The sequence below is a fragment of the Siccirubricoccus phaeus genome (assembly GCF_008360935.1).
Lineage (GTDB): Bacteria > Pseudomonadota > Alphaproteobacteria > Acetobacterales > Acetobacteraceae > Siccirubricoccus > Siccirubricoccus phaeus.
In genome coordinates, this window is the sequence record NZ_SRXO01000004.1 from 72309 (window position 1) to 97547 (window position 25239).

The window sequence follows — 25239 nt, forward strand, 5'->3', positions numbered from 1 at the left end:
GCTTCGGCTAACCGGTGCGCAGGAGGAGGAGGTCCGCCATGACGAATATCGCCGAACGTGCCGAACGCTTCGTCGCCCTGCATGGGACAGGCTGTTTCGTGCTGCCCAATGCCTGGGATGCCGGCAGCGCCCGGCTGCTGGCGGCGCTGGGGCCGGTGGCGCTGGCCTCCACCTCGGCCGGCGCGGCCTGGACCTTCGGGCGCCAGGACGGGGCCATCACGCGGGAGATGGCCGTCGGCAATGCCGCGGCCATCCTGGCGGAGACCGATCTGCCGGTCTCCGCCGATCTGGAGGATGGCTACGGCCCCGCGCCCGAGGATTGCGCCCTGACGGTGCGCGCCGCCGGCGAGGCCGGTCTCGCCGGCTGCACCATCGAGGACACGACGGGCAATCCCGCCGCGCCGATCCATGAATTCGACGCCGCCCTGGCCCGGGTGAAGGCCGCCATCGCCGCCGCCCACGCCCTCGGTCGGCCCTTCGTGCTGACCGCGCGGGCGGAGAATTTCCTGCATGGCAGGCCGGATCTGGAAGACACCATCCGCCGCCTGACGGCCTTCGCGGAGGCCGGCGCCGATTGCCTCTACGCCCCTGCCCTGCCGGATATGGCGGCCATCCGCCGGGTGGTGCAGGCGGTGGCGCCGAAGCCGGTGAATGTGCTGGCGGGCCCGCGCGCCGGGCTGGTGCCTCTGGCGGAGCTGGCGGCGGCCGGGGTGCGCCGCGTTTCCGTGGGCGGCGCCCTGGCCCGCGCCGCCTATGCCGCCGCGCAGGATTATGCTCGTGCCCTGCTGGGGGGCGATTTGCCGCGCTTCGCCGCCATTGCCCCGCATGCCGCCATCAACGGCGCGATGCGTGGCAAGGCGGGCTAGCGGTTCCGCCCGCAGGCTCATGGTTTCCAAAAGCCTTTCGGCCTTTGGCGGGGTGGGTCCGGGAGGGGCGGCGCCCCTCCCGGCACAGGGGGCTGGACCCAGGCCGCGGTGCGGGTTACCTCCAATCGACCCCCGGGAGGGAGATGGATGATCAACAAGATCGTGGCCTCGGTCGCCGAGGCCCTGGACGGCGTCAAGGACGGCTCCACCGTGCTGATCGGCGGCTTCGGCGCGGTCGGCCAGCCGGATGCGCTGATCGAGGGGCTGATCGAGCAGGGCGCCAAGAATCTTACCATTGCGCTGAACAATGCCGGCAGCGGGCATGTCGGCGTGGCGCGGTTGATGGAGGTCGGCCGGGTACGGAAGATCATCTGTTCCTTCCCCCGCAGCAGCGATCCGGTGGTGTTCGAGACGCTCTACCGCGAGGGCAAGCTGGAGCTGGAGATCACCCCTCAGGGCACGCTGGCCGAGCGCATCCGCGCCGCCGGCGCCGGCATTCCCGCCTTCTACACCGCGACGGCGGCCGGCACGCTGCTGGCCCGCGGCAAGGAGACGCGGGAATTCGACGGCCGGGAATACGTGATGGAGAAGGCGCTGAAGGCCGATGTGGCGCTGGTGGAGGCCTGGGAGGCCGATCGCTGGGGCAACCTCGTCTATCGGGGCTCCGGCGCCAATTTCAACCCGATCATGGCCATGGCGGCGGAGCTGACCGTCGCCCAGGTGCAGCACATCCGGGAGCTCGGGGAGCTGCACCCGCACATGGTCGGCACGCCCGGCGTCTATGTGAACCGCGTGGTCCAGGTGGATCGCGGCGGGGATTGGCTGAAGCCCGAAGCGCGCTAGAGCGGGATCGGTTGAGCTGCGCTCACCCGCCCCGCTCCAGCTCATTGTTCGGTCGTGTGATTCACGGTTTCGGTCGATTCGACCTCAACCGATCACGCTCTAAGGGAGGTTGGAGCATGCCCTTCGATCGTAACCAGATGGCCGCCCGCCTTGCCGCCGATGTGCCGGAGGGATGGTGCGTCAACCTCGGCATCGGCATCCCGACGCTGGTGGCGAACCATGTGCCGGCCGAGCGGGAGGTGATCTTCCAGTCGGAGAACGGCGTCATCGGCATGGGGCCGGCACCGGCCAAGGGCGCCGAGGATCCCTGGCTGATCAATGCCGGCAAGCAGCTCATCACCCTGGTGAAGGGCGCCAGCTTCGTCGGCCATGCGGACAGCTTCGCGATGATCCGCGGCGGGCATATCGACCTCTGCGTCCTCGGCGCCTTCGAGGTGGCGGAGAATGGCGACCTGGCGAATTGGGCGACGGGCGAGAACGACACCGCGCCCGCGGTCGGCGGCGCCATGGACCTGGCGGCCGGTGCCAAGCGTGTCTGGGTGGTGATGGAGCACACCACGAAGGATGGCCGGCCGAAGCTGGTGGAGAAGTGCAGCTACCCGCTCACCGGGCTGCGCTGCATCCGCCGGGTCTACACCAACCTGGCCGTCATCGACGTGCTGCCGGAGAAGGGCTTCGTGCTGCGCGACCTGGCGCCGGGCGTCACCTTCGAGGAAGTGCAGGCCAAGTCCGGCGCCAAGCTGCACCTGAACTAAATCCCCACGACGCCGCTGGCGCGGCGCCATGGGGGCCCCGGGTTTGCTGAAGGCCCGAGGACTCGCACAGTCAGTCGCGGCAAAGCCGCGACTGGACAACGGGTGGGCCGGGTTGGGCCGCCCACACGGGAATACGGGGAAACGCAGATGAGTGCCGCCGTGCAGGATGATCGCGCCGAAAGCATCCGGATGATCCGGGACAGCGCCGCCGCGGTGGCGCCGCCGGGCGGCGACCTGAAGCGGGTGCGGGAGTTGCGCTTCCAGGACCTCGGCTTCGACCCCGCGGTGTTCCGCGACATGGGCGAGATGGGCTGGATCGGCCTGCGCGTGCCGGAGGCGGCGGGCGGCGCCGGGCTGGGCCTCGGCGAGGCCTGCGCCCTGGCCGAGGAGCTGGGCGCTGCGCTGGTGCCGGAGCCGCTGATCCCCGCCATGCTCTCCGCCGCCATCCTGGCCGGCACGCCGCGCCTCGCCCCGCTGCTGGCCGGCGAGGCGGTGCTGCTGACCGCCTGGCAGGAGCGCGCCGATAGGCTGGAGGTGCCGGGCACACCGGACGCGCCGCGCCTGTTCATCCCCATGGCCGCCGGCGCGACCGCGCTGCTGCTGCCGGTGCGGGAAGGCGGCAAGCTGGCGCTGTACGAACATCCGGCGAGCGGCCTGACGATCGAGCGCACCCAGGATGGCGGCAATTTCGGCGCGCTGACGCCGCGGGCCGGCGCGGGCACGAAGCTGGCCGAGGATATCGGCCCCGCGCTGGAAGCGGCGCTGGAGGAAGCCGCGCTGCTGACCGGCGCCTATCTCCTCGGCGGCATGGAACGCGCCTTCGCCATGACGCTGGACTATCTGAAGACGCGCAGCCAGTTCGGCAGGATCATCGGCACCTTCCAGGCCCTGCAGCACCGTGCGGCGGACCTCAAGATGCAACTCGCCTTGACGCGCGCCAGCATCGAAAGCGCCGCCGCCACGCTGGATGCCGGCGCCACCGGCGATGCGCGGCGCGCCGCCGTTTCCCGCGCCAAGGCGCGGGCGGCGGAGGCCTCGCTGCGGGTGACGCGCGAATGCATCCAGCTCCATGGCGGCATCGGCTATACGGACCAGTACGATGTCGGCCTCTACCTGCGGAAGGCGATGGTGCTGGCCAACCAATTCGGCAGCGCCGCCCTGCACCGCAAGCGCTTCATGGCGGTGAGCCCGGAGGTGGAGGAATGAGCGACCCGATCTGCCGCGTCGTCAGCGAACGCGACGGCGCCGTCCTCATCCTCACCATCGACCAGCCGGCGCGGCGCAACGCGCTGGCCATGCCCATCCGCTTCCAGATGATCGAGGCGCTGCGGGCGGCGCAGGGCGATGCCGGCATCCGCGCCATCGTGCTGACGGGGGCGGGCGGGCATTTCTGCTCCGGCGGCGACATCTCCGGCATGGATGTCGAGTCTGCCCTGGCGGGGCGGGAGCGCATGCGGCTCTCGCATGAGCTGGTGCGGCTGATCGTGCTGGGATCGAAGCCCGTGGTCGCGGCGGTGGAAGGCTTCTGCGTCGGCGCCGGGCTCTCGCTCGCCTGCGCCTCCGACACCATCGTGGCGGCGGAGGATGCGCGCTTCGCCGCCGGCTTCGGCAGGATCGGGCTGATGGCCGATCTCGGCCTGCCACACACCCTGCCGCTGCGCGTCGGCCAGGGCAGGGCGCGGCAGATCCTGCTCTACCACGGGCAGATGAGCGCGGCGGAGGCGGAGCGCATCGGCCTGATCGACCAGGTCGTGCCGAAGGGCCATGCGCTGGCCACCGCGCTGGAGAAGGCGAAGTTCCTCGCGGAGCAGGCGCCGGCGCCGATGGCGCTGACCAAGCAGATGCTGGGCGAGGGGCTGGACCGCGCCCTGGAGCAGGAGCGGCATTTCCAGGCGACGCTCTTTCTGACGCAGGATTTCGCCGAGGGCCGCGTCGCCTTCCTCGGCAAGCGCACGCCGCATTTCAAGGGGGCCTGATTATGGACGCCATCCGCATCCCGCCGCCCGCCGAGCTGGACAGGCTGGAGGACGAGCATTTCCGCCAGGTGGTCCGTGCCTTCCTGCACGATAACTACCCGGAGCATCTGCGCAACCCGCCGAAGCGCCTGCACTGGGCGGAGAACAAGGAATGGTACATGAAGCTGGCCGAGAAGGGCTGGCTCTGCCCCGGCTGGCCGAAGGAGTATGGCGGCCTCGGCCTTTCCCCGGCGAAGCAGATCATCCTCACCGAGGAGTATGAGCGCTACGGCGTCGCCCGCACCAACGACCACGGCATCGTCATGCTGGGCCCGCTGGTGATCAAGTACGGGACGGAAGCGCAGAAGAAGTTCTTCCTGCCGAAAATCCTCTCCGGCGAGCATGTCTGGTGCCAGGGCTATTCCGAGCCGAATGCCGGCTCCGACCTCGCCGCGCTGCGGACCGAGGCGGTGCTGGAGGGCGACCACTACGTCGTCAACGGCCAGAAGATCTGGACCACCCTGGCGATGGACGCCAATTGGATTTTCCTGCTGGTCCGTACCGACAAGAACGCGAAGAAGCAGGAAGGGATCAGCTTCCTCCTGGTGGACATGAAGACGCCCGGCATCACCGTGCGGCCGATCATCAACCTCGAGATGCATGACGAATTCTGCGAGACCTTCTTCGACAATGTCCGAGTGCCGAAGGAGAACCTCGTCGGCACGCTGAACAAGGGCTGGGACATGGCGAAGGCGCTGCTCGGCTTCGAGCGCATCTTCCTCGGGTCCCCCCGCCAGTCCGGCTACGCGCTCTCGCGCCTGAAGATCCTCGCCGAGCGGATGGGGGTTTGGGAGGAGGCGGAGTTCCAGGACCGCTACGCCCGCCTGCGCCTCGAATTTGAGGACCTCAAGGCGCTGTTCGGCGTCTATGTCGAGAAGCTGAAGCGCGGCGAGAGCCTCGGCCCCGACGTCTCCATGCTGAAGGTTATCCAGACCGAGCTGTTCCAGAAGATCACCGACACCATGCTGGAGATCGCCGGCGAGAATGCCGGCCTGCTGGAGCCGATGGAGGGCAATCGCGACCTCAATATCGGCGGCCTCTACATCCAGGCGCGGCCGGCCACGATCTATGGCGGCAGCAACGAGATCCAGCGGAACATCCTCAGCAAGAACGTGCTCAACCTGCCGGGCTGAGACCAACGGTCGCTGGCAGCGACCGCCGGTCTCCGCCCTTTTCTTGCCTCAGACGCCGGGCACCAACCTCCGGCTGGCTTGGCTTCGCCGGACCGCCGGCGGGCCGCATTCGCGGCCTCGGCATTTGTCGGAGACAGATGCCGTTGCTACGAGGCGCCGCCGCGGGCATTGACAGCACGCCCCGCCGGGCGTTGCTGGCGCCCATGGCAAGCCTCCCCTTCGAGCGGACCCTCGACCCGGTCGCCGGCCCCGGCGAAAGCGCGAGCCGCCTGCTCGGCACGGCGGTGCCCGCCACCCCGCCGCCCTCCGGCCTGCTCGCCTTCTACTGGTACTTCATCCGCCAGGCGAAGGCGCTGTTCCTGCTGCTCTTCCTCTGCGGCCTGCTGGTGGCGGTGCTGGATGCGCTGATCCCGATCTTCATCGGCCAGCTCGTCGGCCTGCTCTCCACCCATGGCCCGGACCGGCTGCTCGCCGAGGCCTGGCCGCAACTCCTCGGCATGGCGACAGTGCTGCTGGTCGGCCGGCCCCTTGCCATCACCGCGCAGAACCTGGTCGCGGCGCAGGGCATCAACGGCAACGTCACCAGCCTGATCCGGTGGCAGAGCCATTTCCATGTCATCCGCCAGGGCTGGGCCTTCTTCCAGGAGGATTTCGCCGGCCGCATCGCCAACCGCGTGATGCAGGCGGGCCCCGCGCTGCGCGAAAGCGTGGTCCAGGGCGTCAATGCCGTCTGGTACATCATCGTCTATGGCAGCACCGCGGTGCTGTGGCTGACCCGGGCCGATCCGCGCCTGGCGCTGCCCGTGCTGTGCTGGTTCGCCGGCTACGTCATGCTGCTGCGCTTCCTCGTCCCGCGCATGCGCGAGCGCTCCCGCGCCGCCTCCGAGGCGCGCTCGCTCCTCACCGGCCGCATCGTGGACAGCTACACCAATATCCTGACGGTCAAGCTCTTCGCCCGGGCGGCGGATGAGGACGGCTTCGTGCGCGACGGCGTCGAGCGGCTGAATACCGCCTTCCAGCGCCAGATGCGCCTCGTCACTCTGAACAGCCTGCTGCTCTCCAGCCTCAACGCCACGCTGCTGACGGCGATGGGCGGGCTCGCCATCTGGCTCTGGCAGGCGGGCGAGATCGGCCTCGCCACCGTCGCCGCGGCGCTGCCCATGGGCTGGCAGATCGCCAACATCTCCGGCTGGGTCGCCTTCAACGTCACCGCCATCTTCGAGAATATCGGGGTGGTGCAGGAGGCCTCCGGCAGCATCGCCGTGCCCCCCACCGCGCCGGATCCGCCCGGCGCCAGGCCGCTCCGCATCACCGCAGGCGCCATCCGCTTCGAGCAGGTCCGCTTCGGCTACGGCCAGGAACGCGGCGTGCTCGACGGCTTCGACCTCGCCATCGCCCCGGGGGAGCGCGTCGGGCTGGTCGGCCATTCGGGCGCCGGCAAGACCACGGCGATCAACCTGCTGCTGCGCTTCTTCGCCCCCGAAGCCGGGCGCATCACCATCGACGGTCAGGACATCGCGACCGTCACCCAGGAATCGCTCCGCGCCGCGATCGGCGTGGTCACGCAGGACACCGCCCTGCTGCACCGCTCCATCCGCGACAACATCCGCTACGGCCGCCCGGATGCCGGCGAGGCGGAGATCGTCGCCGCCGCCCGCCGCGCCGCGGCGCATGACTTCATCCTGCAGCTCGTCGATTGGCGCGGCCGCCGCGGCTATGAGGCGCAGGTCGGCGAGCGCGGCGTGAAGCTTTCCGGCGGCCAGCGGCAGCGCATCGCCATCGCCCGCGTGCTGCTGAAGAACGCGCCCATCCTGGTGCTGGACGAAGCGACCAGCGCCCTCGATTCCGAGATCGAGGCGGCGATCCAGGAACAGCTCGCCGGGCTGATGGAGGGCAAGACGGTGATCGCCATCGCGCACCGCCTCTCCACCCTGTCCAGGATGGACCGGCTCGTCGTGCTGGATCATGGACGCATTGTCGAACAGGGCAGCCACGCCGCCTTGCTGGACCGCGACGGGGCCTATGCGCGGCTTTGGAAACGGCAATCCGGTGGGTTCCTGTAGAGCGTGATCGCCTGAGGGGAACTCACCAGTCACGCGACCAAACACAAGGCCAGAGCGGGGTGGGTGAGCGAAGCGCAACCCACCCTGCTCCAGGCGCCTTCCCGCGTTGACCACCCACCCCGCGCCGGGGACAATCCCTGCCCTGTCCAGCCTCCGGATATCCCGCCCATGACCGATCTCTGGCGCCTCTCCGCCACCGACCTCGCCACCCGCATCCGCGCCCGCGAGGTCTCTGCGCAGGAGGCGACCAAATCCGCGCTGGCCCGGCTGGACGCCGTGAACCCCGCCCTCAACGCCGTCATCGCGCATGACCCGCAGCAGGCCCTTGCCGCCGCCCAGGCGGTGGATGCGGCGCTCGCCCGCGGCGAGGATCCCGGGAGGCTGGCCGGCGTCCCCGTCACCGTGAAGGTGAATGTCGACCAGGAAGGCTGGGCCACCACCAACGGCCTGCGGCTGCAGCAGGACCTCGTCGCCAGCCAGGACAGCCCGGTGGTCGCCAACCTGAAACGCGCCGGCGCGGTGATCCTCGGGCGCACCAACACCCCTGCCTTCTCGCTCCGCTGGTTCACCCGCAATTCCCTGCACGGTGCCACGAAGAACCCGCGCGACCCGGGGCTGACCCCTGGCGGCTCCTCCGGCGGCGCGGCGGCCGCCGTCGCCGCCGGCATCGGCGCCATCGGCCATGGCACGGATATCGGCGGCTCCATCCGCTACCCTGCCTATGCCTGCGGCGTGCATGGGCTGCGCCCGACGCTCGGCCGCATCCCGGCCTGGAACGCCACGGCGCCGGACCGCGGCATCGGCGCCCAGCTCATGGCCGTCTCCGGCCCCATCGCCCGCAGCATCGCCGATCTCCGCCTCGGCCTCGCCGCCATGGCGCAGCCGGATCTGCGCGACCCCTGGTGGACGCCGGCGCCGCTGGAAGGCCCCGCCTTCCCCAAGCGCGCCGCTGTCTGCCTGGCGCCGGACGGCATGCGGGTGCAACCGGAGGTCGCCGCCGCGGTGCGCGATGCCGCTTCGCGGCTGGAGAAGGCCGGCTGGGTGGTGGAGGAGGTGGCGAACACCCCGCCGCTCGCCGAATGCGCCCGGCTCCAGGCCCTGCTCTGGCTGGCCGAGACCCGTCGCCCCGGCGGCGGTCCCTCGGTCTTCGAAACCGAAGGCGATCCGGATGCCATCGCCGTCTCCGGCTTCATGGCACGGCTCTGCCCGGAAGCCGGCCTGGCGGAGTTCCAGGCGGCGCTGCAGGCGCGCGTCGGGCTGCTGCGGCAATGGCTCGCCTTCCTCGAGCGCTTCCCGGCGGTGGTCATGGCGGTCTCCGGCGAGCTGCCCTTCCCGGACCATGACGACGTGACCAGCTTCGCCCGCTTCGAGGAAATCATCATGGCGCAGCTTCCGCAGGTCGGGCTGCCGCTGCTCAGCCTGCCGGGGCTGACCGTCTCCACCGGGCTGGTCGGCCGCGCGCCGGTCGGCGTCCAGCTCGTCGGCAGCCGCTACCGGGAGGATGTGCTGCTGGCCGCCGGCGCGGCGATCGAGGCCGGTGGCGTGCCGCCCGCGCCGATCGACCCTGTGGGCTGAACGCCATGCGCGGCGCGGCGCTGGCCCCGCTGCTGCTGCTCGGCGCCTGCGCCGGGCAGCAGGGCTGCGAGGCGGATTTCCTCAACCAGGGCAGAATGGCGGTGGAACAGCTCTACCTGACGCCGGAGACGGGCGGGCCAGCCGCGGATCTGTCGCCGGATGCGGCGCTGCCGCCCGGCGGCAGCCTGCGCCTGCCCTTCCCCGCCTCGGGCCGCTACCGGCTGCGCGCGGTCTGGGTGAATGGCCGGGACATCGCGCTCAGCGGCATCGAGGCCTGCGAGGTACAGCGCGTCGTCCTTGGTGACGGGGCGTTAAGTGCCGAATGATACGGATTGTCACGCAGCCTGTTCGATCCTAGTCTGCATCGACTTCCGTTCGGGAAACGTCCATGTTCCGCCGCCTCCTGCCCGCCCTGGCGCTGCTGGCCCTGGCTGCCTGCACGCCGCCGACCCAGACCGTGGTGGTCTCGCAGCCCGCCGCCGGCTGCGATACCCGGTTCAACGTGATCAATAATTCCTCGGGCACGGTGGAGCGGCTCTATTTCAGCCATTCCTCGCAGGGGAGCTGGGGCACCGACCAGCTCGGCCGGAACGTGCTGCCGCCGGGCACCCGCACCTCCTACCGCGCCGCCAATAGCGGCCATTACGATTTCCGCGTGGTCTGGGCGAATGGCCAGAGCGCCGAGCTGCGGCAGGTGAATATCTGCGCCGCCAGCAATATCTACGTCTCCAACCGCGGCCTCAGCGCGAGCTAGAGCAGATCGCCGGAGGGCGGCATCGCCCGGAGGCGTGAATCTGCTCTACCATCCATAAGCTAGAGCGGTTTCGCGCTGCACAGTCAGCGTGAAACCGCTCTAAAGCGCCGGCGCAGGTCGGCCGGCTCAACCCACGGATCGGAAAACTTACAGCCTGTCTCGAAAAGGTCCCGGCGGCGGTTCGGCGCGGGCCTTGCATCCTGGCCAGGGTCGCGGCGCTGCAGCGACGGCGCCAGCCGATGCGGTGGCGTCGGCAAGCCCGTGGAATTCATGCGAACAGCGCGCTGGCGCCAGCGGCAAGACGCGCCGCAGACCCATTTGTCGCACCGGGGGAGGAGTATCCTCCCCGGCGGCGGGTGGCGGCGCTGCCGCCAACGGGCGGCGTCCTCCCCTCGGACGTCAGGGCGCGCTATTCCGCCGCCAGCGGCGCCGTCCGCGGCAGCACCGCCCGCAGCGCCAGCACCAGCTCGGCGATCATCGCATCCGTGTGGAAGGGCGTGGCGCAGAGGCGCAGCCTTTCCGTCCCCCGCGGCACGGTGGGGTAGTTGATCGGCGTGGCGTAGAGCCCGTGCTCCACCAGCAGCCGCCGCGCCACCTGACGGCAGGCCTCCGCCTCCCCCACCCAGACCGGGACGATATGGCTGGGCCCGTCCATCCGCGGCAGCCCGGCCGCGTCCAGCGCCGCTTTCAGCGCCGCGGCGCGCGCCGCCAGCGCCGCGCGCCGGGCGGTATCCCGCTTCAGCACCCGCACGCTTTCCAGCGCCGCGCCGGCGACGGCCGGCGGCAGGGCGGTGGTGAAGATCAGCCCGCCGGCGACGCTGCGGATATAGTCCACCACCTCCGCGTCGCCGGCGATGTAGCCGCCCAGCACGCCGAAGCCTTTTGCCAGCGTCCCCTCGATGAGGTCGATGCGGTGCGCTACGCCATCGCGCTCGGAAATGCCGCCGCCGGTCGCGCCGTAGAGTCCGACGGCATGCACCTCGTCCAGATAGGTCATGGCGCCGTAGCGCTCGGCCAGGTCGCAGATGGCGCCGATCGGGGCGATGTCGCCATCCATGGAATAGACGCTCTCGAAGGCGATCAGCTTCGGCGCCTCGGCCGGCGCGGCGGCCAGCTTGGCTTCCAGATCGGCCAGGTCGTTATGCCGCCAGATCACCTTGCTGGCGCCTTTGGCGCCGCGCATGCCGGCGATCATCGAGGCATGGTTCTTGGCGTCGGAGAAGACGATGAAGCCCGGCAGCGCCTCCAGGATGGCGGCGATGCCGGCCTGGTTGGCGATGTAGCCGGAGCCGAAGAGCAGCGCCCCGCCCTTGCCGTGCAGGCTCGCCAGCTCCCCTTCCAGCGCCGCATGCAAAGGCGAGGTGCCGGAGATGTTGCGGGTGCCGCCGGCGCCGGCGCCGTGCTCCGCGACGGCCCGGGTCGCCGCCGCCAGCACTGCCGGGTGGGCGCCCATGCCGAGATAGTCGTTGGAGGACCAGACGGTGACTTCCCGGACGCCCTCCGGCGCATGCCAGAGATAGGTCGGGAACCGGCCGGCCAGCTTCTCCAGATGGGCGAATTCGCGGTAGCGCCCCTCCCGCTTCAGGGCGCCGAGCTGGTCGCGGCAATGGGCGAGGAAGGTATCGCGTGTGGTCATGGGCCTCGGCGCCGTGGCGATGGGCTGGGGGCGGAGCGGAAGGGCAGCGTAGGGCGGCATGATGGCGGGACCCCGATGACTCCGCCGCACCCCATGTGGCGGCGAGGGCGCCATCCTGTCGTCACCCGGCGCGGCCCGTCTGTGCCACCCGGCACGTGCCGGGTCCTTGATCCAGGTCAGGCCGCCCGGACGGCCCCGGGCCTAGCGCGGGATGAGCAGCCGGACAAGGCCCGCGGCCAGGAAAGTGACGCCCACCCCCGCCGCCCAGAGGGCGATGAACCACAGGATCCGGCGCGGTGCCGTGGACGCGCCCATGGGGTCCGGGCGGGGCGGCGCCCCATGGGCTTCCGGGGATGATCGGGGGCTTTGCCCCCGAACCCCCACCGGGGCCGGGACCTGGCCCCGGACCCCGGTCCGAGTTTCGGACCCGAGGGTTGAACCCGCGGACTCGGACCGGGATCCGGGGGGCGGTCCGCCCCCCGGCGAGGGTGCAGGGGGCAGGGCCCCCTGCCGGGAGTTCGGGGGCGAAGCCCTCATTGCTCCGACCTTATCGGTTTCGCCGAATTCGCACATATCGGCCGCCCCGTCCCGCGGTTTCACGCTGACTGTGCAGCGCGAAACCACTCTAGCTTATGGATTGTAGAGCAGATTCACGCCTCCGGGCGATGCCGCCCTCCGGCGATCTGCTCTAATGGTACCCCGCCCCGGCCTTCACCTTGCCGCGGAACAGCCAGTAGACATAGCCGGTATAGGCCAGGACCACGGGGATCAGCACCGCCGCCCCGACCAGCAGGAAAAGCTGGGAATCGCGCGGCGCCGCCGCTTCCCACAGGGTGATCCCCGGCGGCACCATCATCGGCCACATGGTGATGCCGAGCCCGGTATAGGCCAGGAAGAACAGGCCGAGCGCCCAGAGGAAGGGCCGCGCCTCCTGCGCCGGCGTGCCGTCCGACGGGCCGCGCAGGTCGCGGAACAGCAGCCATCCCAGCACCACCACCAGCACCGGCACCGGCAGGGCGGTGAGGATGGCGGGAAAGTCGAACCACCGCGCCCGGAAGGCGGGCAGCAGGAAGGGCATCACCGCGCTGACCACGGCGATGGCCGCCAGCAGCAGCACGGCGCAGCGCCGGGCCAGGCCGCGCGCCGTCTCCTGCAGCGTCCCTTCCGTCTTCCACACCAGCCAGCAGGCGCCGAGCAGCCCATAGCCCGCCACCAGCGCCAAGGCGGTGAAGACGGAGAAAGGCGTCAGCCAATCCCACCAGCCGCCGGCATAGGCCCGGCCTTCCACCTCGATGCCTTGCACCAGGGCGCCGAGGGCAAGGCCCTGCATCAGCGCCGCCACCAGGCTGCCGCCGGTGAAGGCGCGATCCCAGCCCCGCCGCGTGCCCTCCGTCGGGGCGCGGAAGCGCATCTCGAAGGCGACGCCGCGGAAGATCAGCGCCAGCAGCATCAGGATCAGCGGCATGTAGAGCGCCGGCAGGATGACGGCATAGGCCAGCGGGAACACGGCGTAGAGCCCCGCCCCACCCATCACCAGCCAGGTCTCGTTGCCGTCCCAGACCGGCGCCACGCTGTTGATGGCGGTGCCGCGATCCTCCTCCTTCTCCAGCGCCGGCAGCAGGATGCCGATGCCGAGGTCGAAGCCGTCCATGCAGACATAGAGGAAGATCGCGATGGCGATGATGGCCGCCCAGACGGTGGCGATCAGCTCGGCGCTCATGATTGCACCTGCGGAGCGGGCTGCGCCTGCGGGGCCGCGACCTGCGGCGCGGGCGTGATGCCCGCGGTGCGGATCGGCGGCTCCGACTCCGCCCCGCTTTCCTGCGCTTCCGGCGGATGGGCGAAGAGGCGGAACAGGTACCACATGCCGGCGCCGAAGACGCAGAAATAGACCACGATGAAGGCGGCGAGCGAAGCGGCCAGCGCCGGCGCGGCGATGGGGCTGGCGCTCTCCGCCGTGCGCATCAGCCCGTAGACGGTGAAGGGCTGCCGCCCGGCCTCCGTGGTGATCCAGCCGAAGGTGACGGCGATGAGGCCGGAAGGCCCCATGGCCACCGCCCAGCGCAGGAACCAGGGCGTCTCATACAGCCGCCGCCGCAGCCGGAGCCAGAGCGAGACCAGGCCGAGCCCGATCATCAGCAGCCCCATGCCGACCATGATGCGGAAGGCCCAGAACACCAGCGGCACGTTGGTCGGCCGGTCCGCCGGCGGGAAATCCTTGAGGCCGCGGATCTCTCCATCCCATTCATGCCGCAGGATCAGGCTGCCGAGGCGGGGGATCTCGATCGCCATCCGGGTTTCCTCCCGCGCCATGTCGGGCAGGCCGAACAGGATCAGGGGCGCGCCGCGCTGCGTCTCCCAATGGCCTTCCATGGCGGCGATCTTCTGCGGCTGGTGCTCCAGCGTGGAGAGGCCGTGCATGTCGCCGAGGACGGCCTGCACCGGCGCCACCGCCGCGGCCATCCACATGGCCATGGAGAACATGATGCGCGCCCGCTCGACGGTCGGGGCGGCCGCTTCGGGCGCCGCGCCGCTGGCGCGCCGCGGCCCGGCACCGGCGATGGCGGCCGGTTCATGGTCAGCGCCTGCGGCGCGCCGCGATCGGGCGCCCAGGCGCAGCAGGTGGAAGGCGCCGACCGCGCCGACGATCATGGCCGTCGTCAGATAGGCGCCGGTGATGGTGTGCAGGAAGCGATAGGGGAAGGAGGGGTTGAAGACGATCTGCCACCAATCCGCCGGCACGAAGCGCCCCACCGCATCCACCGCATAGCCCGCCGGGGTGTGCATCCAGGAATTGGCCGAGAGGATCCAGAAGCCGGAGATCAGCGTGCCGATCGCCACCAGGCAGGTGGCGGCGAAATGCAGCCCGCGCCCGACGCGGCCGAGGCCGAACAGCATCACGCCGAGGAAGCCGGCCTCGAGGAAGAAGGCCGTCAGCACCTCATAGCCCAGCAGCGGCCCGAGGATGGGGCCGGTGCGGTCCGCGAAGACCGACCAATTGGTGCCGAATTGATAGGACATGACGATGCCGGAGACGACGCCCATGGCGAAGTTCACGGCGAAGACCTTCAGCCAGTAGCGGAACAGGTCGAGATAGGCGGCCCGTCCGGTCCACAGCCACAGCGCTTCCAGCACCGCGAGGAAGCTGGCCAGGCCGATGGTGAAGGCGGGGAAGAGGAAGTGGAAGGTGACGGTGAAGGCGAATTGAAAGCGCGCGAGGTCGAGCGCGCTCGGCAAGGCGTCCCAGGACATGGGCACTCCTCCGGCGACGGCGGGTAGGCCCAAGCCGCGCCCGGCGAGGCCCCTTCCGGGGCGCCGCCTTCAGGATGACCCGGCCTCGCCGTTTCTGCGCGGCTTCTTACAGGGGAAGGCCCGCGAGGCTCAAGCCGCCGCGGGCAGCGGCTGCGGTATATCCCGCCCGACGAAGGTGACGCCGACCACCTGGCGGAGATTGCCCTCCACCAGATGCACCATTTCGGCCGGCATGGCGTCCAGGCGGATTTCCGCCTGCAGCACCTCGCCCTCCCGCAGCACGAGGAAGGCGTCGGCGGTCAGGTCGCGTTTGGCGAGGGGCTGCAGCAGGCGCGGCAGCAGGCCGGGCGAGGCCTCCGCGGTGACGAGGAAGCGCACGGCAACGAAAGCGGCGTCGGACATCTGGGGAACTCTCCGGTACGGCGGGGTGGGGCGGATACCCGGCGGCGCGGCACGCGCCGTACCCACGGCGCGGCTCAGGCGGCCGGGCCGGTAATTCGCGCAGTACGGAGAGAGAGGCTGATCATCGGGTGGAGCCTAGCCCGGTGGGCAGGTCAGGACAACCCCCGGGGAGGCATTGGAAGATCGGGGGTGCCGCCCCACGGGCGCCAATCCAGAAAAAAGACCCCGCCGCGACCCCGCCGTGCAACTCACGAGGCGCAAAACACCCACCGGGGTCCGGGGACTGGTCCAGTCCCCGGCGGGGTCCAGGGGCAGAGCCCCTGGCCGTTCCTGCTGTTTTTGTTGTTGTTTTCCAAGGTCAGGAGCGCTGCCCCCACGGCGCCTACTCCGGCCAGTTCACCGCCGGCAGCGTCAGCAGCGGCAGCCGGGCCAGCATCAGCAGCCGGTCCTCCAGCGTCAGCGGCAATTCGACCTGCGGCGGGCCGCCACCCTCGGCCGGGCGGCTCATCACCCGCAGCATCAGCCGGGCGGCCATGGCACTGCGCGGCGGCACCGCGCCGGCGGCCTGGGCAGCGTCCAGCGCCGCCTCCCCGCCCGTCACCCGCAGCGTGGCGGCGCCGCGCGGCTGCAGCGCGGCATCCAGCCGGACCTGGCCGGCGCCCTCCGCCCCCAGCGGCCCCCAGCGCAGGGCCAGGGCGGAGAGGGTCAGCACCCCGCCCGCATCCCGCCAGCGCGCCGCCTCCCGCGCCCGCACCGGCCCGGCGGGTAGCGGCCCGCTGAGGGTGCCGGTCAGGCTCAGCGCCTCCACCGCGGGGCCGAGCGCCGCCCCGGCCGGGCCCAGCATCTCCGGCGGCAGGCGCAGCCGGTCCAGCACCAGGTTCAGGCTGGCCGCCGGTTCCCCGGCGCCGGCGGCCAGCACCGTCTCCAGCCGCATCCTGAGGCTGCCGAGGCTGAGGGTACCGAGGCCGATTCCCTCCCCCTCCAGCACCAGCAGCCGCGGCCAGAGCGCGGCTTCCAGCGGCATCCGCGCGGTGAGGGCGGTGGCGCTGAGGGGCAGCTCCGCCCGGTCCAGCCGCAGCGCATGCCGCCCGGGCAACAGCACCTCCAGCGTGCCGAGCTGCGGCGGGGCGAGGCGCAGCATCACCGCCTCCGCCGCCAGCCCCCATTCCGGCTGGGACCAGCGGAGCGCCGGCACCTCCAGGGTCGCGGCCAGCGGCCAGCCGCCGCGCCGGGGCGGGCCATAGGCCACCTGCCGGCCGAGCGAGCGCTGCAGCGCCGCCCATTGGCCGAACCCCGCCTCCAGCTTTTCGGTCAGCCAGAACCAGGCCACGCCATGCGCCACCCCGAGCAGGAGCAGCGACAGGCAGGCCCCGAGGAGCAGGCGCGGCAGGCGGCGGCGGGGCGGCTTGGCGGACATGCAGGGCAGGGATATAGGCCGGAGCGGCGCCGGCGCGAATGCCCGGCCGGGACCGAATGCGCGCATGTCGCCTGCCGAGTTGCTGGATGCCGACGGGCATCTCTACGTCTTCGCCTATGGATCGCTGATCTGGCGGCCCGGCTTCGCCCATCTCGGCGCCCACCCTGCCCTGCTGCGCGGCTTCCACCGCCGCTTCTGCCTGTGGAGCCGGCTGTACCGCGGCACGCCGGAAGCGCCGGGGCTGGTGCTGGGGCTGGACCGCGGCGGGGCCTGCCGGGGCGTCGCCTTCCGGGTGGCGGCGGTGGAGGCCGCTTCGGTGCTGGATTACCTGGATGCGCGGGAGAATATCGGCGACGAGATCGTCTACACCCGCCGCCTGCTGGGGGTGCGGCTGCTGGACAGCGGCGCCGCTGTGCGGGCGGTGACCTATGTGGCACGGCGGGAGCACCCCGCCTATTGCCGGCCGGCGCCGGAGGCCGCGGCGGCGGCCATTGCCCTGGGGGTGGGGCAGGCGGGGCCGAACCGCGACTATCTGCTGAACACCGTGGCGCATCTGGCGGCGATGGGGGTGCGGGATCTGGGGCTGGACCGGATCGCGGCGCTGTTGCCGCCAGGGGGGTGACGGGGGGTTGCTCCCATGCTCCCAGCAGAGGGCGCTCTGCACTCCCGCCGGTGGTTGCCGGCGGCTCCGGCGATCCCTCCCCGGACCCCGATCAGAAGCCGCAGGTTGAACCAGCAAGCTTAGGGCGGGGTCCGGGGGGAAGCCTTCCCCCCGGCGGGGTCCAGGGGCAGCGCCCCCTGGCGGGGGCAGGGGCCGGAGCCCCCTCACCCCGGCAGCCGCGCCTCCGCCAGCGCCGCCATCAGCCCCGCCAGGCCGGAGGCCAGCCGCGCCACCTGCTCCGCCGCTGGCACCTCCGGCGACGCGCCGAGCTTCTCGATCCGCACCATCACGATCGAGGAGGGCTCGACCACAACCCGCGCCGGGGTGCGCAGCGCCGTGGCGACATCCAGCGCCCCCGCCCGGTTCCAGATGACGAAGCGGCCGTCCCGCAGGCTGAAATTATGCTGGTGCAGGCCGCTATAGCCCTCCTTCTCCGCCTCCTCCGGGAAATGCTGCAGCAGCACCCGGCCGCCGATGCGCACCATCGCCAGCATCTGCTCGATGCCTCGCAGCGGATCGTAGGAATGGTCCAGCGCGTTGCGGCAATGGGCGATGTCGAAGCTGCCGGGCTCCAGATACAGGGCCAAATCCTCCGCCGGGGCGAAGCGCGGCGCCACCGGCGGCACCAGCCCGTGCCGGGCGAACAGCGCGGCATAGCCCGCGGCGAGGGGATCGACCGGCACGACCTCCACCTGCCGCCCCGGCAGCACGAAGCCGACGCAGGTCAGCGGCCCGGAGCCGACATCGAGGATGCGGAGCGCCGCCTGGCTCGGCGCCCCTTGGCCCAGCTCCTCCGCTACCGCCGCCAGCCAGGGGTCCAGCGGGCGGCCGGGGTCCATCCGCGCGGCGAATTCCTCCGACCATTGCAGGCCGCCGCTGGCCATCCAGGCATCCCAGAACTGCAGCTCATGCCCGATGCCCGCCGACCAGGCGCGGAGCCGGGCCGCGATGTCGTCCTTGCACTTGGCGTCCATGCCGGAGACAGACCACCTTTCCTGCCCCTGCCACAAGTCGCGATGTGAAGGCGGCCCGTCACCGGGGCTGGCCGAGCGCCGACCAGGCCTCCGGCCCGCCGGAAGCTGCCGCCTCAACGGCCGGCGGGGGCGCCGAAGCCGCGGCGGCTCAGCGAATGGCAGCCAGGGGCGGATTGCCGGCGGCAGCGGCAAGGCCGGCCGCCGTCGTCACATGGAAGTCCAGCCAGCCCACCGCGAGGTCGGGGCTCCGCTCATACAGCCGCCGGAATCCCAGCCAGGCCTCCGCCGCATCGGCAAAGGACAGCCAGCGGCCGGCCGGCAATTCCTGGCCGAACAGCCCGCTCAATGGCCGTGGAATTGGGCCGCGACGAAGCTGCCCTCGCGGGGCGGGTCGGGGGGAACGGCGCAGTAATGCAGCGCCTGGTTCACGATCTGCACGCGGTCATAGCCGCAGGCCCGCAACAGGGCGAGCGCGTCCAACGAACAGGCTTCGATGGAGACATGGGCCGGCCGGCGGCCATCGCGCAGCAATTGCCCGGCGAAGGCCTCATCCATCCCCTCGATGTCGCATTTGAGGTAATAGGGTACGCCATGGCGGTCGAGCAGGTCGGGCAGCGTCAGCGTGCCGACCTCGATCTCCTCCGCCGCGTGCCCGCCCTTCTCGGCCCATGGCCTCAGGGCGCTGCTCCAGTCATCCTTCTCGTGATTGAGCCAGAAGCTGATCCGCTCGCCGCCACTGTGCCACAGCGCGGCCTCCTCGACAGCGAGGCGGCCAGCGGCGATGTCCTCCGGAAAGGCGGCCCTGGCTGCTGCGCAGAAGGCCGGATTCGCCTCCAGCGCCACGACGCGGAATCCCTTGGCGAGGTAGAACCGCGTATCGTCGCCGCGGTGCATGCCAAGATCGTAGATCAGGTCCCGTTGCACTGCGCCCGTCATCCTGTCGCCTTCGCCGCGATGCCTGGTCGGGAGGATATGGCCGGGGAGGATATGGCCGGCGGGCGCCCCCGGTGCAGGGGCCCGGCCCTGTGACACCCGAAGGGGGAGGCTACTCCGCCGCCTTGGAAGGCCCTTCCGCCATCTCCACCGCCCGGCCGAGATCGACGCTGAGCAGCCGACTCACCCCCCGCTCCTGCATCGTCACGCCGTAGAGCCGGTGCATGCGCGCCATGGTCAGCGGGTGGTGGGTCACGATCAGGAAGCGGGTGCCGCTTTCCTCCGCCATCCCCACCAGCAGGTCGCAGAGCCGCTCCACATTCGCGTCATCCAGCGGCGCGTCCACCTCGTCCAGCACGCAGACCGGGGCGGGGTGGCAGCGGAACACGGCGAAGATCAGGGACAGCGCCGTCAGCGCCTGCTCCCCGCCGGAGAGCAGGGAAAGGGCGGAGAGCTTCTTCCCCGGCGGCTCGGCATAGATTTCGAGCCCCGCCTCCAGCGCGTCCTCCGAGCCGACCAGCGCCAGATGCGCCCGCCCGCCGCCGAACAGCCGGGTGAAGAGGGCGCGGAATTCGGTGTCTACGCGGTCGAACACCTCCCGCAGCCTTTCCCGCCCCTCCCGGTTCAGATGGCCGATGGAGCCGCGGAGCTTGGCGATGGCGCTGCCGATCTCCTCCCGCTCCGAGGTGATCTGGCCGATGCGGGCATCCAGCTCCGCCAGCTCCACCTCGGCGCGGAGGTTGACCGGCCCCATCTCCTCCCGCTCCTTCGTCAGCCTTTCCAGCTTGCGGCGGGCGCGGTCCTCGGCGGTGTCGGAGAATTCCTCGGGCTGGGGCAGTTCGGCGCCCTCGCCCAGGCGTTCGGCGATGCGGGCGGCGATCGCCTCCGCCGCCTGCGCCGCCTGTTCCATGGCACCCTGGGCGCGGAGCTGCGCTTCCCGCGCCGTGGCGAAGCCGGCATCGGCGGCGCGGCGGGCCTCGCCGGCCTCCTGGCGCTCGGCCTCGGCGGCGGCGAGGGCGGCGGCGGCCGTCGCATGCGCCGCCTCGGCCTCGGCCAGCACGCGGCCGGCGGCCTGGCGCTGGGCGGCGGCCTCGCCCGGCGCCTCCGCCACCGCGTCGCGGGCGGCGAGGGCTTCCGCCCGGCGCTCCCGCAGCGCGGCCAGGCGGCCGCCCGCCGCCTCCGCCCGCCCGGCCCATTCCGCCCGCTCGGCGGCGAGGCTGACCTGGCGCTCCGCCATCCGGTCGCGCTCGGCGCGCAGCCCGGCCAGGGCTTCCAGCGCCGCCGCCTCGCCGGTGCGGGCGGCGGAGAGGGCGGCGCGGGCCGCCTCCACCCCGCCGCGGATGGCGGCGAGGTCGGGCAGCGCGGCGGCCTGCGCCGCCGCCTCGGCCAGCGCGGCTTCGGCCGTTGCCAGCTCCGCCGCCGCGCTGTCCCGCTGCGGCGCCAGGGCAGCGACGTGGCCGCGCGCCTCGGTGGCGGCGGCGGAAAGGCGGGCGACGGCCTCCTGCGCCTCGGCCAGCGCCGCTTCCGCCGTGGCGCGGGCCTGCCGCGCCTGGGCTTCCGCCGCCAGCGCGGCCTCGGCCGCACCGGCCGCCTCGGCGGCGGCGGCGCGCAGGCCGGGCAGGTCCGGCAGGCTTGCCGCATTGGTGGCGTCCAGCGCCGCCCCGGCCTCCGCCAGCTCCACGGTCAGCCGGGCGAGTTGCGGCGCCAGCGCCTCCAGCCGGCTTTCCGCCCGGGCGGCGGCGGCGGCGAGGCGCGCCGCCTCCCCCCGCGCCCGCTGCAGCGCCATTTCCGCCTCGGCCCGGTCGTCGCGCAGGCTGGCCTCGGCGGCGGCGGCCTGCCGTTCCGCCTGGGCGGCGGCATCGTACTCCGCCAGGGCGGCATCCGGGTTGGGCAGGGCGGCGAGCGCCGCGGCGGCGGCCTCGGCGGCGCGGGCGGCCTCCGTCTGCTCCGCCGCCAGCCTTTCAAGCTGCGGCGCCAGGGCGCCGAGGCGGCTTTCCGCCTCCGCCGCCGCGGCGCTCAGCCGGCTGAGCGCGGCCCGCGCCTCGGCCAGCGCCGCTTCCGTCTGGCGGCGGGCATCGCGGGCGGCGGCCTCTTCGGCCACCGCCTGCTGTTCCGCGGCGGCGGCATCATCGCGGGCGCGGCGGGCGGTCTCGGCCGCGGTGGCGGCCTCGGCCAGACGGGCTTCCGCGGCGCGCAGCCGGGCGCGCTGCTGCAGCCGGACGGCGCCGGGGTTCGGGGCATCCGGCCGCACCACATGGCCGTCCCAGCGCCACAGCGCGCCGTCCCGCCCGACCATCGCCTGGCCGGGCCGCAGCCGCGCCTGGGCCGCCGCGCCATCCGCCCCTTCGGCCAGCACGCCGACCTGGCTCAGCGCCCGGGCCAGGGCCGGCGGGGCGGAGACCAGGGCGGCAAGCGGCGCCAGCCCCTCCGGCAGGGGCGGCGGCTGATCCAGCGGCGGCAGCGCCCGCCAGTGCCGGGGCGCCGAGGCATCCTCCGGGCTGTCCAGCGCCTCCCCCAGCGCGGCGCCGAGGGCGGCTTCCAGCCCGGGCGGCACTTGCACCGCCTCCAGCACGGCGGGGGCGCTGCCAGTGGCCTTGGCCCCGGCGGCGAGGGTCTCGCGCAGCGCCTCCGCCTCCGCCCGGGCGCGGGCATGGGCGGCCTCGGCGGTGGCGGCGGCGCTGCGGGACTCCGCGTGGCGGGCGGCGGCTTCGGTGCGGGCGGCCTCCGCCCGGGCGATGGCGGCGAGCGCCGCCTCCAGCGCAGCCTCGGCCGTGGCGGCTGCCTGCTGCGCCGCCGCCAGCTCGGCAGGCGGGACCAGCCGGGCGCGGGCCGTTTCCAGCTCCTGCGCCAGCCGCGCATGCTGCGCCGAGGTCTCGGCGGCGCGCTGGGCGGCGGTGGCCTGTTCGGCGGTGGCGCGCTCCCGCTCCGCTTCCGCATCGGCGATGCGGCGGCGGGCGGCGGCGTGCGCCTCCTGCGCCGCGGCGCGGCTGGCCTCGGCGGCGGCGAGCGCCGCCTGGGCCTCGGCCAGGGCGGTCTCGGCGGCGGTGGCGGCCTGTTCCGCGGCGGCGAGGTTTTCCGCCGGGATGCGCTCGGCCAGGGCGGCCTCGTGGTCGCGGGCCAGCGCCGCATGCTGGGCGGCGATGCGGCGCTGCCGCGCCTCCGCCTCGGCGCGGGCGGCGCTCAGGCGGCCGGCCTCGGCCTCGGCGGCGCTGGCGGCGCGGCGGGATTCGGCGGCGCGGTCCTGGGCGGCGGCGCGGACCGCTTCCGCCTCGGCCAGGGCGGCGCGGGCGGTCTCCAGCGCGGCGGTGGCAGCGGCCAGGGCGGCGGCGGCCTCCGCCTCCCGCTCCGGCGGCACCAGCGCGGCTTCGGCCTCGGCCAGGGCGGCTTGCAGCCGGTCGTGCTGCTCCCGCAGCCTGGCGGTGCGGTCCCGGGCCGCGGCCAGCGCGGTGCCGGCGGCATTGGCGCGGGCGGCCTGCTCGGCGGCGTCCTCGGTGGCGGCGTTGGCGGCGCGTTCGGCGGTCTGCGCGGCGTCGCTGGCCTCGGCCAGCCGGGCTTCCGCCTCGGCCAGCCGGGCGGGCAGGCTGGCCTCCGCCGCTTCCAGCCCGCGCGCTTCCCGGGCCAGGCGGGTGACCGCCGCCTCGGCATCGCCGGCGGCCTCGGTGGCGTCCTCCAGGTCGCGCTCCGCCTGGGCCAGCCGGGCCCCGGCCGCTTCCAGCGCGGCCAGGGCGCGCTGCTCGGCGGCTTCCAGCCCCTCATTCTCCACCCGGCGGCGTTCCAGGGCGGTGCGGGCGCTGGCCTCGGCGGCGCGCGGGGCAGGCAGGGCGGCTTCGGCGGCGAAATTCCGGCGGGCGGCGGCTTCGGCCTCCGCCTCGGCCGCCTGGGTGGCGGCGCGGGCCGCCTCCAGCCCGGCCTCGGCATGCGCCAGCGCCGCCCGCGCCTTGGCGTTCAGCAGCGCCAGCCACTCCGCCTCCGCCCCGCGCACCAGGCCGGAGAGGTTGCGGTAGCGATTGGCCTGCCGGGCCTGGCGCTGCAGCCCCTGGCGCTGGGCGTCCAATTGCCCCAGCAGATCCTCGGAGCGCGTCAGGTTGGTCTCGGCCTGGCGGAGCTTCAGCTCCGCCTCATGCCGCCGCGCCCGCAGCCCGCTGATGCCGGCCGCCTCCTCCAGCACCTGCCGGCGTTCCTCCGGCTTGGCGCCGATCATGGCGGCGACCCGCCCCTGGCTGACCATGGCCGAGGCCCGGGCGCCGGAGCCGATATCGGCGAACATGGTCTGGACGTCCCGCGCCCGGACCTCCCGCCCGTTCACCCGGAAAGCGGAGCCTTCGCCACGGGCGATCTTGCGGCTGATTTCCAGCTCCGGGCTCTCGGCATGCGGCGGCGGGGCGAGGCCGGCGGCCTCCTCCAGATAGAGCGTCACCTCCGCCAGGTTGCGGCCCGGGCGGGTCGCGGTGCCGGCGAAGATCACATCCTCCATCTCGCCGCCGCGCATCGAACGCGCGGAGGTCTCGCCCATCGCCCAGCGCAGCGCCTCGACGACGTTGGACTTGCCGCAGCCATTCGGCCCGACGATGCCCGTCAGCCCCGGCAGGACCTCGACATTCACCGCCTCGGCGAAGCTCTTGAACCCGGCGATGCGCAGCCGCGCGAGCGTCGCCCGCGGCGCCTTGCGCGCCGCAGCGGACTCCTCCGGGGCGCTGTCCTGGGGGGGGGCGGCCTCCGCCTCGCTCAAGCCTTCTTCGCCTCCTCCACCAGGGCCTGGAAGCGCTCGAAGCTGATGCTGCCGGGCTGGTTGTGCGGGGCGCGGTTGCCGGCGCGGAAGGAGAAGGTGGGGGTGGCGCGGATCTCGTATTCCCGCTCGGCGATGGAGCGCTGCTCCAGGATGGCGCGGGCGAGATTGTCATCCGCCGCCACCTCGTCGAATTTCGGGCGCGGCATGCCGGCCAGGGCGGCCATCTGGGCCAGGCCGGCCAGCGGGTCGCGGCTGAAGGCCCAGCGATCCTGGTTGGCGAGCAGGGTGCCGATGAAGGGCTCGTACCGGTCCTCCGGCAGGGAGCGGGCGATCTGGGCCGCGGTCAGCGCCAGCCGGTCCAGCGGGAAATCCCGCCAGATCAGGCGGACGGCGCCCTTCTCCACCAGCTCCGCCTTCACCTTCGGAAAGACCTCCCGGTGGAAGGCGGCGCAATGGGTGCAGGTGAGGGAGAAGAATTCCTGCACCCGCACCGGCGCCTCGGCCGGGCCGGTGCCGCGCTCCCCAAGCCGCGGATCGGTGCCCGGGGCTGCCCCTTGGCCCACCCCCTGGGCCGGGGCAAGGCCGGGAAGCAGCAGGGCCGGGATGGCCAAGGGGATGGCCAAGGCGGTGCGGCGGGTCGGGGACATCGGACCTCCGGAGGCTGGGCGGAGTCCCCGCGGCCGGGGCTGGGGGCCGGGCCGGGGGGTCATCGGCGGTTCCGATAGACGCCCGCCGCCAGCTTTGCCAGCGCTTCCCGCAACTCGCCGGGGGGCAGGGCGGCCAGGGCGGCGCTCGTTTCCGCGGGCAGAGGGGCGGGGGGCGGCGGCGGTGCCGGGGTTTTCGGGGCGAGGCCGGGGAGCTGGACGAAGCGCAGCCTTTCCACCGCGACGCGGCCGAGATGGGTGTTGATCCGCTGGATAAGCTGGGGGGCGAGGTGGGTCAGCTCCATCGCCACCGGGCCGGCGCAGCCGAGGGTGAGGGTGCCCTGGGCCAGGCGTTGCGGGCGGGTGACGGCGGCGAGGGCCGGGCCGATGACGGTTGCCCAATCCGCCATCAGCATGGCACCGGCCGGGCTGCGACGCTTGAAGGCCGGGCGCGTCAGGGCCGGCAGCAGGGCGCCGAGGGGGCGGGGGCCGTAGGGGGAGCGGGTTCCATCGGGAGCAGCGCCTGCCGGCGGGGTGGCCGTGGAGGGTGGACCGCCGCGCGGCGCGCCCCGCCTCGGCTGGCCGGC

General features: G+C 72.9%; 23 protein-coding genes. 11 read left to right on the forward strand and 12 right to left on the reverse strand.

Annotated elements, in window-relative coordinates; translation table 11 throughout:
• The first annotated feature begins 38 nt into the window (after positions 1-38).
• The 10 genes from E5N76_RS06975 (at position 39) to E5N76_RS07020 (ending at position 10004) form a co-directional block, all read left to right on the forward strand.
• Positions 39-866, forward strand: a complete 828-nt coding sequence (locus E5N76_RS06975) for an isocitrate lyase/PEP mutase family protein (RefSeq protein WP_149536573.1) — start codon at positions 39-41, stop codon at positions 864-866.
• A gap of 147 nt (positions 867-1013) precedes the next feature.
• On the forward strand, positions 1014-1709 hold the full coding sequence (locus tag E5N76_RS06980; protein ID WP_149536574.1) for a 3-oxoacid CoA-transferase subunit A: 696 nt from the start codon (positions 1014-1016) through the stop codon (positions 1707-1709).
• A 116-nt stretch (positions 1710-1825) separates the two neighbouring features.
• On the forward strand, positions 1826-2464 hold the full coding sequence (locus tag E5N76_RS06985; RefSeq protein WP_187830029.1) for a 3-oxoacid CoA-transferase subunit B: 639 nt from the start codon (positions 1826-1828) through the stop codon (positions 2462-2464).
• Positions 2465-2611: 147 nt separating this feature from the next.
• Complete coding sequence (locus E5N76_RS06990) at positions 2612-3670, forward strand: acyl-CoA dehydrogenase family protein (protein ID WP_149536575.1); 1059 nt, start codon at positions 2612-2614, stop codon at positions 3668-3670.
• Positions 3667-4440 (forward strand): enoyl-CoA hydratase/isomerase family protein, encoded by a 774-nt coding sequence (locus E5N76_RS06995; protein WP_149536576.1) that lies wholly within the window; start codon positions 3667-3669, stop codon positions 4438-4440. The genes E5N76_RS06990 and E5N76_RS06995 overlap by 4 nt, the downstream gene beginning before the upstream one ends.
• Before the next feature lie 2 nt (positions 4441-4442).
• Positions 4443-5612: an acyl-CoA dehydrogenase family protein gene (locus tag E5N76_RS07000; RefSeq protein ID WP_149536577.1), complete on the forward strand. Its 1170-nt coding sequence runs from the start codon at positions 4443-4445 to the stop codon at positions 5610-5612.
• Between the two features lie 203 nt (positions 5613-5815).
• On the forward strand, positions 5816-7675 hold the full coding sequence (locus tag E5N76_RS07005) for an ABC transporter ATP-binding protein (protein ID WP_149536578.1): 1860 nt from the start codon (positions 5816-5818) through the stop codon (positions 7673-7675).
• Between the two features lie 168 nt (positions 7676-7843).
• Positions 7844-9250, forward strand: coding sequence for an amidase family protein (locus E5N76_RS07010; protein WP_149536579.1), 1407 nt, complete (start codon positions 7844-7846; stop codon positions 9248-9250).
• A 5-nt stretch (positions 9251-9255) separates the two neighbouring features.
• On the forward strand, positions 9256-9576 hold the full coding sequence (locus E5N76_RS07015; protein WP_149536580.1) for a hypothetical protein: 321 nt from the start codon (positions 9256-9258) through the stop codon (positions 9574-9576).
• Between the two features lie 62 nt (positions 9577-9638).
• On the forward strand, positions 9639-10004 hold the full coding sequence (locus E5N76_RS07020) for a hypothetical protein (protein WP_149536581.1): 366 nt from the start codon (positions 9639-9641) through the stop codon (positions 10002-10004).
• 409 nt (positions 10005-10413) lie between these two features.
• Here E5N76_RS07020 and hemA read toward each other — a convergent pair whose 3' ends face one another.
• From hemA to E5N76_RS07050, 6 genes are all read right to left on the reverse strand, one after another.
• Positions 10414-11640, reverse strand: a complete 1227-nt coding sequence (gene hemA / locus E5N76_RS07025; protein ID WP_149536582.1) for a 5-aminolevulinate synthase — start codon at positions 11638-11640, stop codon at positions 10414-10416.
• A 201-nt stretch (positions 11641-11841) separates the two neighbouring features.
• The gene (locus E5N76_RS07030) at positions 11842-11955 is read right to left on the reverse strand and encodes a DUF2474 domain-containing protein (protein WP_149536583.1); all 114 of its coding nucleotides are present in this window, start codon (positions 11953-11955) and stop codon (positions 11842-11844) included.
• A gap of 373 nt (positions 11956-12328) precedes the next feature.
• Positions 12329-13360: a cytochrome d ubiquinol oxidase subunit II gene (gene cydB, locus E5N76_RS07035; protein WP_149536584.1), complete on the reverse strand. Its 1032-nt coding sequence runs from the start codon at positions 13358-13360 to the stop codon at positions 12329-12331.
• Positions 13357-14892 carry a cytochrome ubiquinol oxidase subunit I gene (locus E5N76_RS07040; RefSeq protein WP_149536585.1) on the reverse strand — a complete coding sequence of 512 codons (1536 nt, stop codon included), beginning with the start codon at positions 14890-14892 and terminating at the stop codon, positions 13357-13359. The genes cydB and E5N76_RS07040 overlap by 4 nt, the downstream gene beginning before the upstream one ends.
• 129 nt (positions 14893-15021) lie before the next feature.
• A complete protein-coding gene (locus E5N76_RS07045; RefSeq protein WP_149536586.1) occupies positions 15022-15294 on the reverse strand; it encodes a hypothetical protein in 273 nt (90 codons plus the stop codon).
• 382 nt (positions 15295-15676) lie between these two features.
• Entirely contained in the window at positions 15677-16711 is a 1035-nt protein-coding gene (locus E5N76_RS07050; RefSeq protein WP_187830030.1) for a DUF2125 domain-containing protein, read from the reverse strand.
• Between the two features lie 64 nt (positions 16712-16775).
• Between E5N76_RS07050 and E5N76_RS07055 the strand changes: the two genes are divergently transcribed.
• Complete coding sequence (locus E5N76_RS07055) at positions 16776-17333, forward strand: gamma-glutamylcyclotransferase (protein WP_149536588.1); 558 nt, start codon at positions 16776-16778, stop codon at positions 17331-17333.
• Between the two features lie 203 nt (positions 17334-17536).
• Here the strand turns inward: E5N76_RS07055 and E5N76_RS07060 are convergent, their stop codons facing one another.
• The 6 genes from E5N76_RS07060 to E5N76_RS30350 form a co-directional block, all read right to left on the reverse strand.
• Positions 17537-18346, reverse strand: a complete 810-nt coding sequence (locus E5N76_RS07060; RefSeq protein WP_149536589.1) for a class I SAM-dependent methyltransferase — start codon at positions 18344-18346, stop codon at positions 17537-17539.
• Positions 18347-18494: 148 nt separating this feature from the next.
• On the reverse strand, positions 18495-18692 hold the full coding sequence (locus E5N76_RS07065; RefSeq protein WP_149536590.1) for a hypothetical protein: 198 nt from the start codon (positions 18690-18692) through the stop codon (positions 18495-18497).
• Positions 18689-19270 (reverse strand): FkbM family methyltransferase, encoded by a 582-nt coding sequence (locus E5N76_RS07070; protein WP_187830031.1) that lies wholly within the window; start codon positions 19268-19270, stop codon positions 18689-18691. Before E5N76_RS07070 ends, E5N76_RS07065 begins: the two co-directional genes overlap by 4 nt.
• A gap of 121 nt (positions 19271-19391) precedes the next feature.
• Entirely contained in the window at positions 19392-24008 is a 4617-nt protein-coding gene (locus E5N76_RS07075; RefSeq protein WP_187830032.1) for an AAA family ATPase, read from the reverse strand.
• On the reverse strand, positions 24005-24655 hold the full coding sequence (locus E5N76_RS07080; protein WP_149536593.1) for a thioredoxin domain-containing protein: 651 nt from the start codon (positions 24653-24655) through the stop codon (positions 24005-24007). The genes E5N76_RS07075 and E5N76_RS07080 overlap by 4 nt, the downstream gene beginning before the upstream one ends.
• Positions 24656-24714: 59 nt before the next feature.
• Positions 24715-25122 (reverse strand): DciA family protein, encoded by a 408-nt coding sequence (locus tag E5N76_RS30350; RefSeq protein WP_235907625.1) that lies wholly within the window; start codon positions 25120-25122, stop codon positions 24715-24717.
• Positions 25123-25239: the final 117 nt, after the last annotated feature.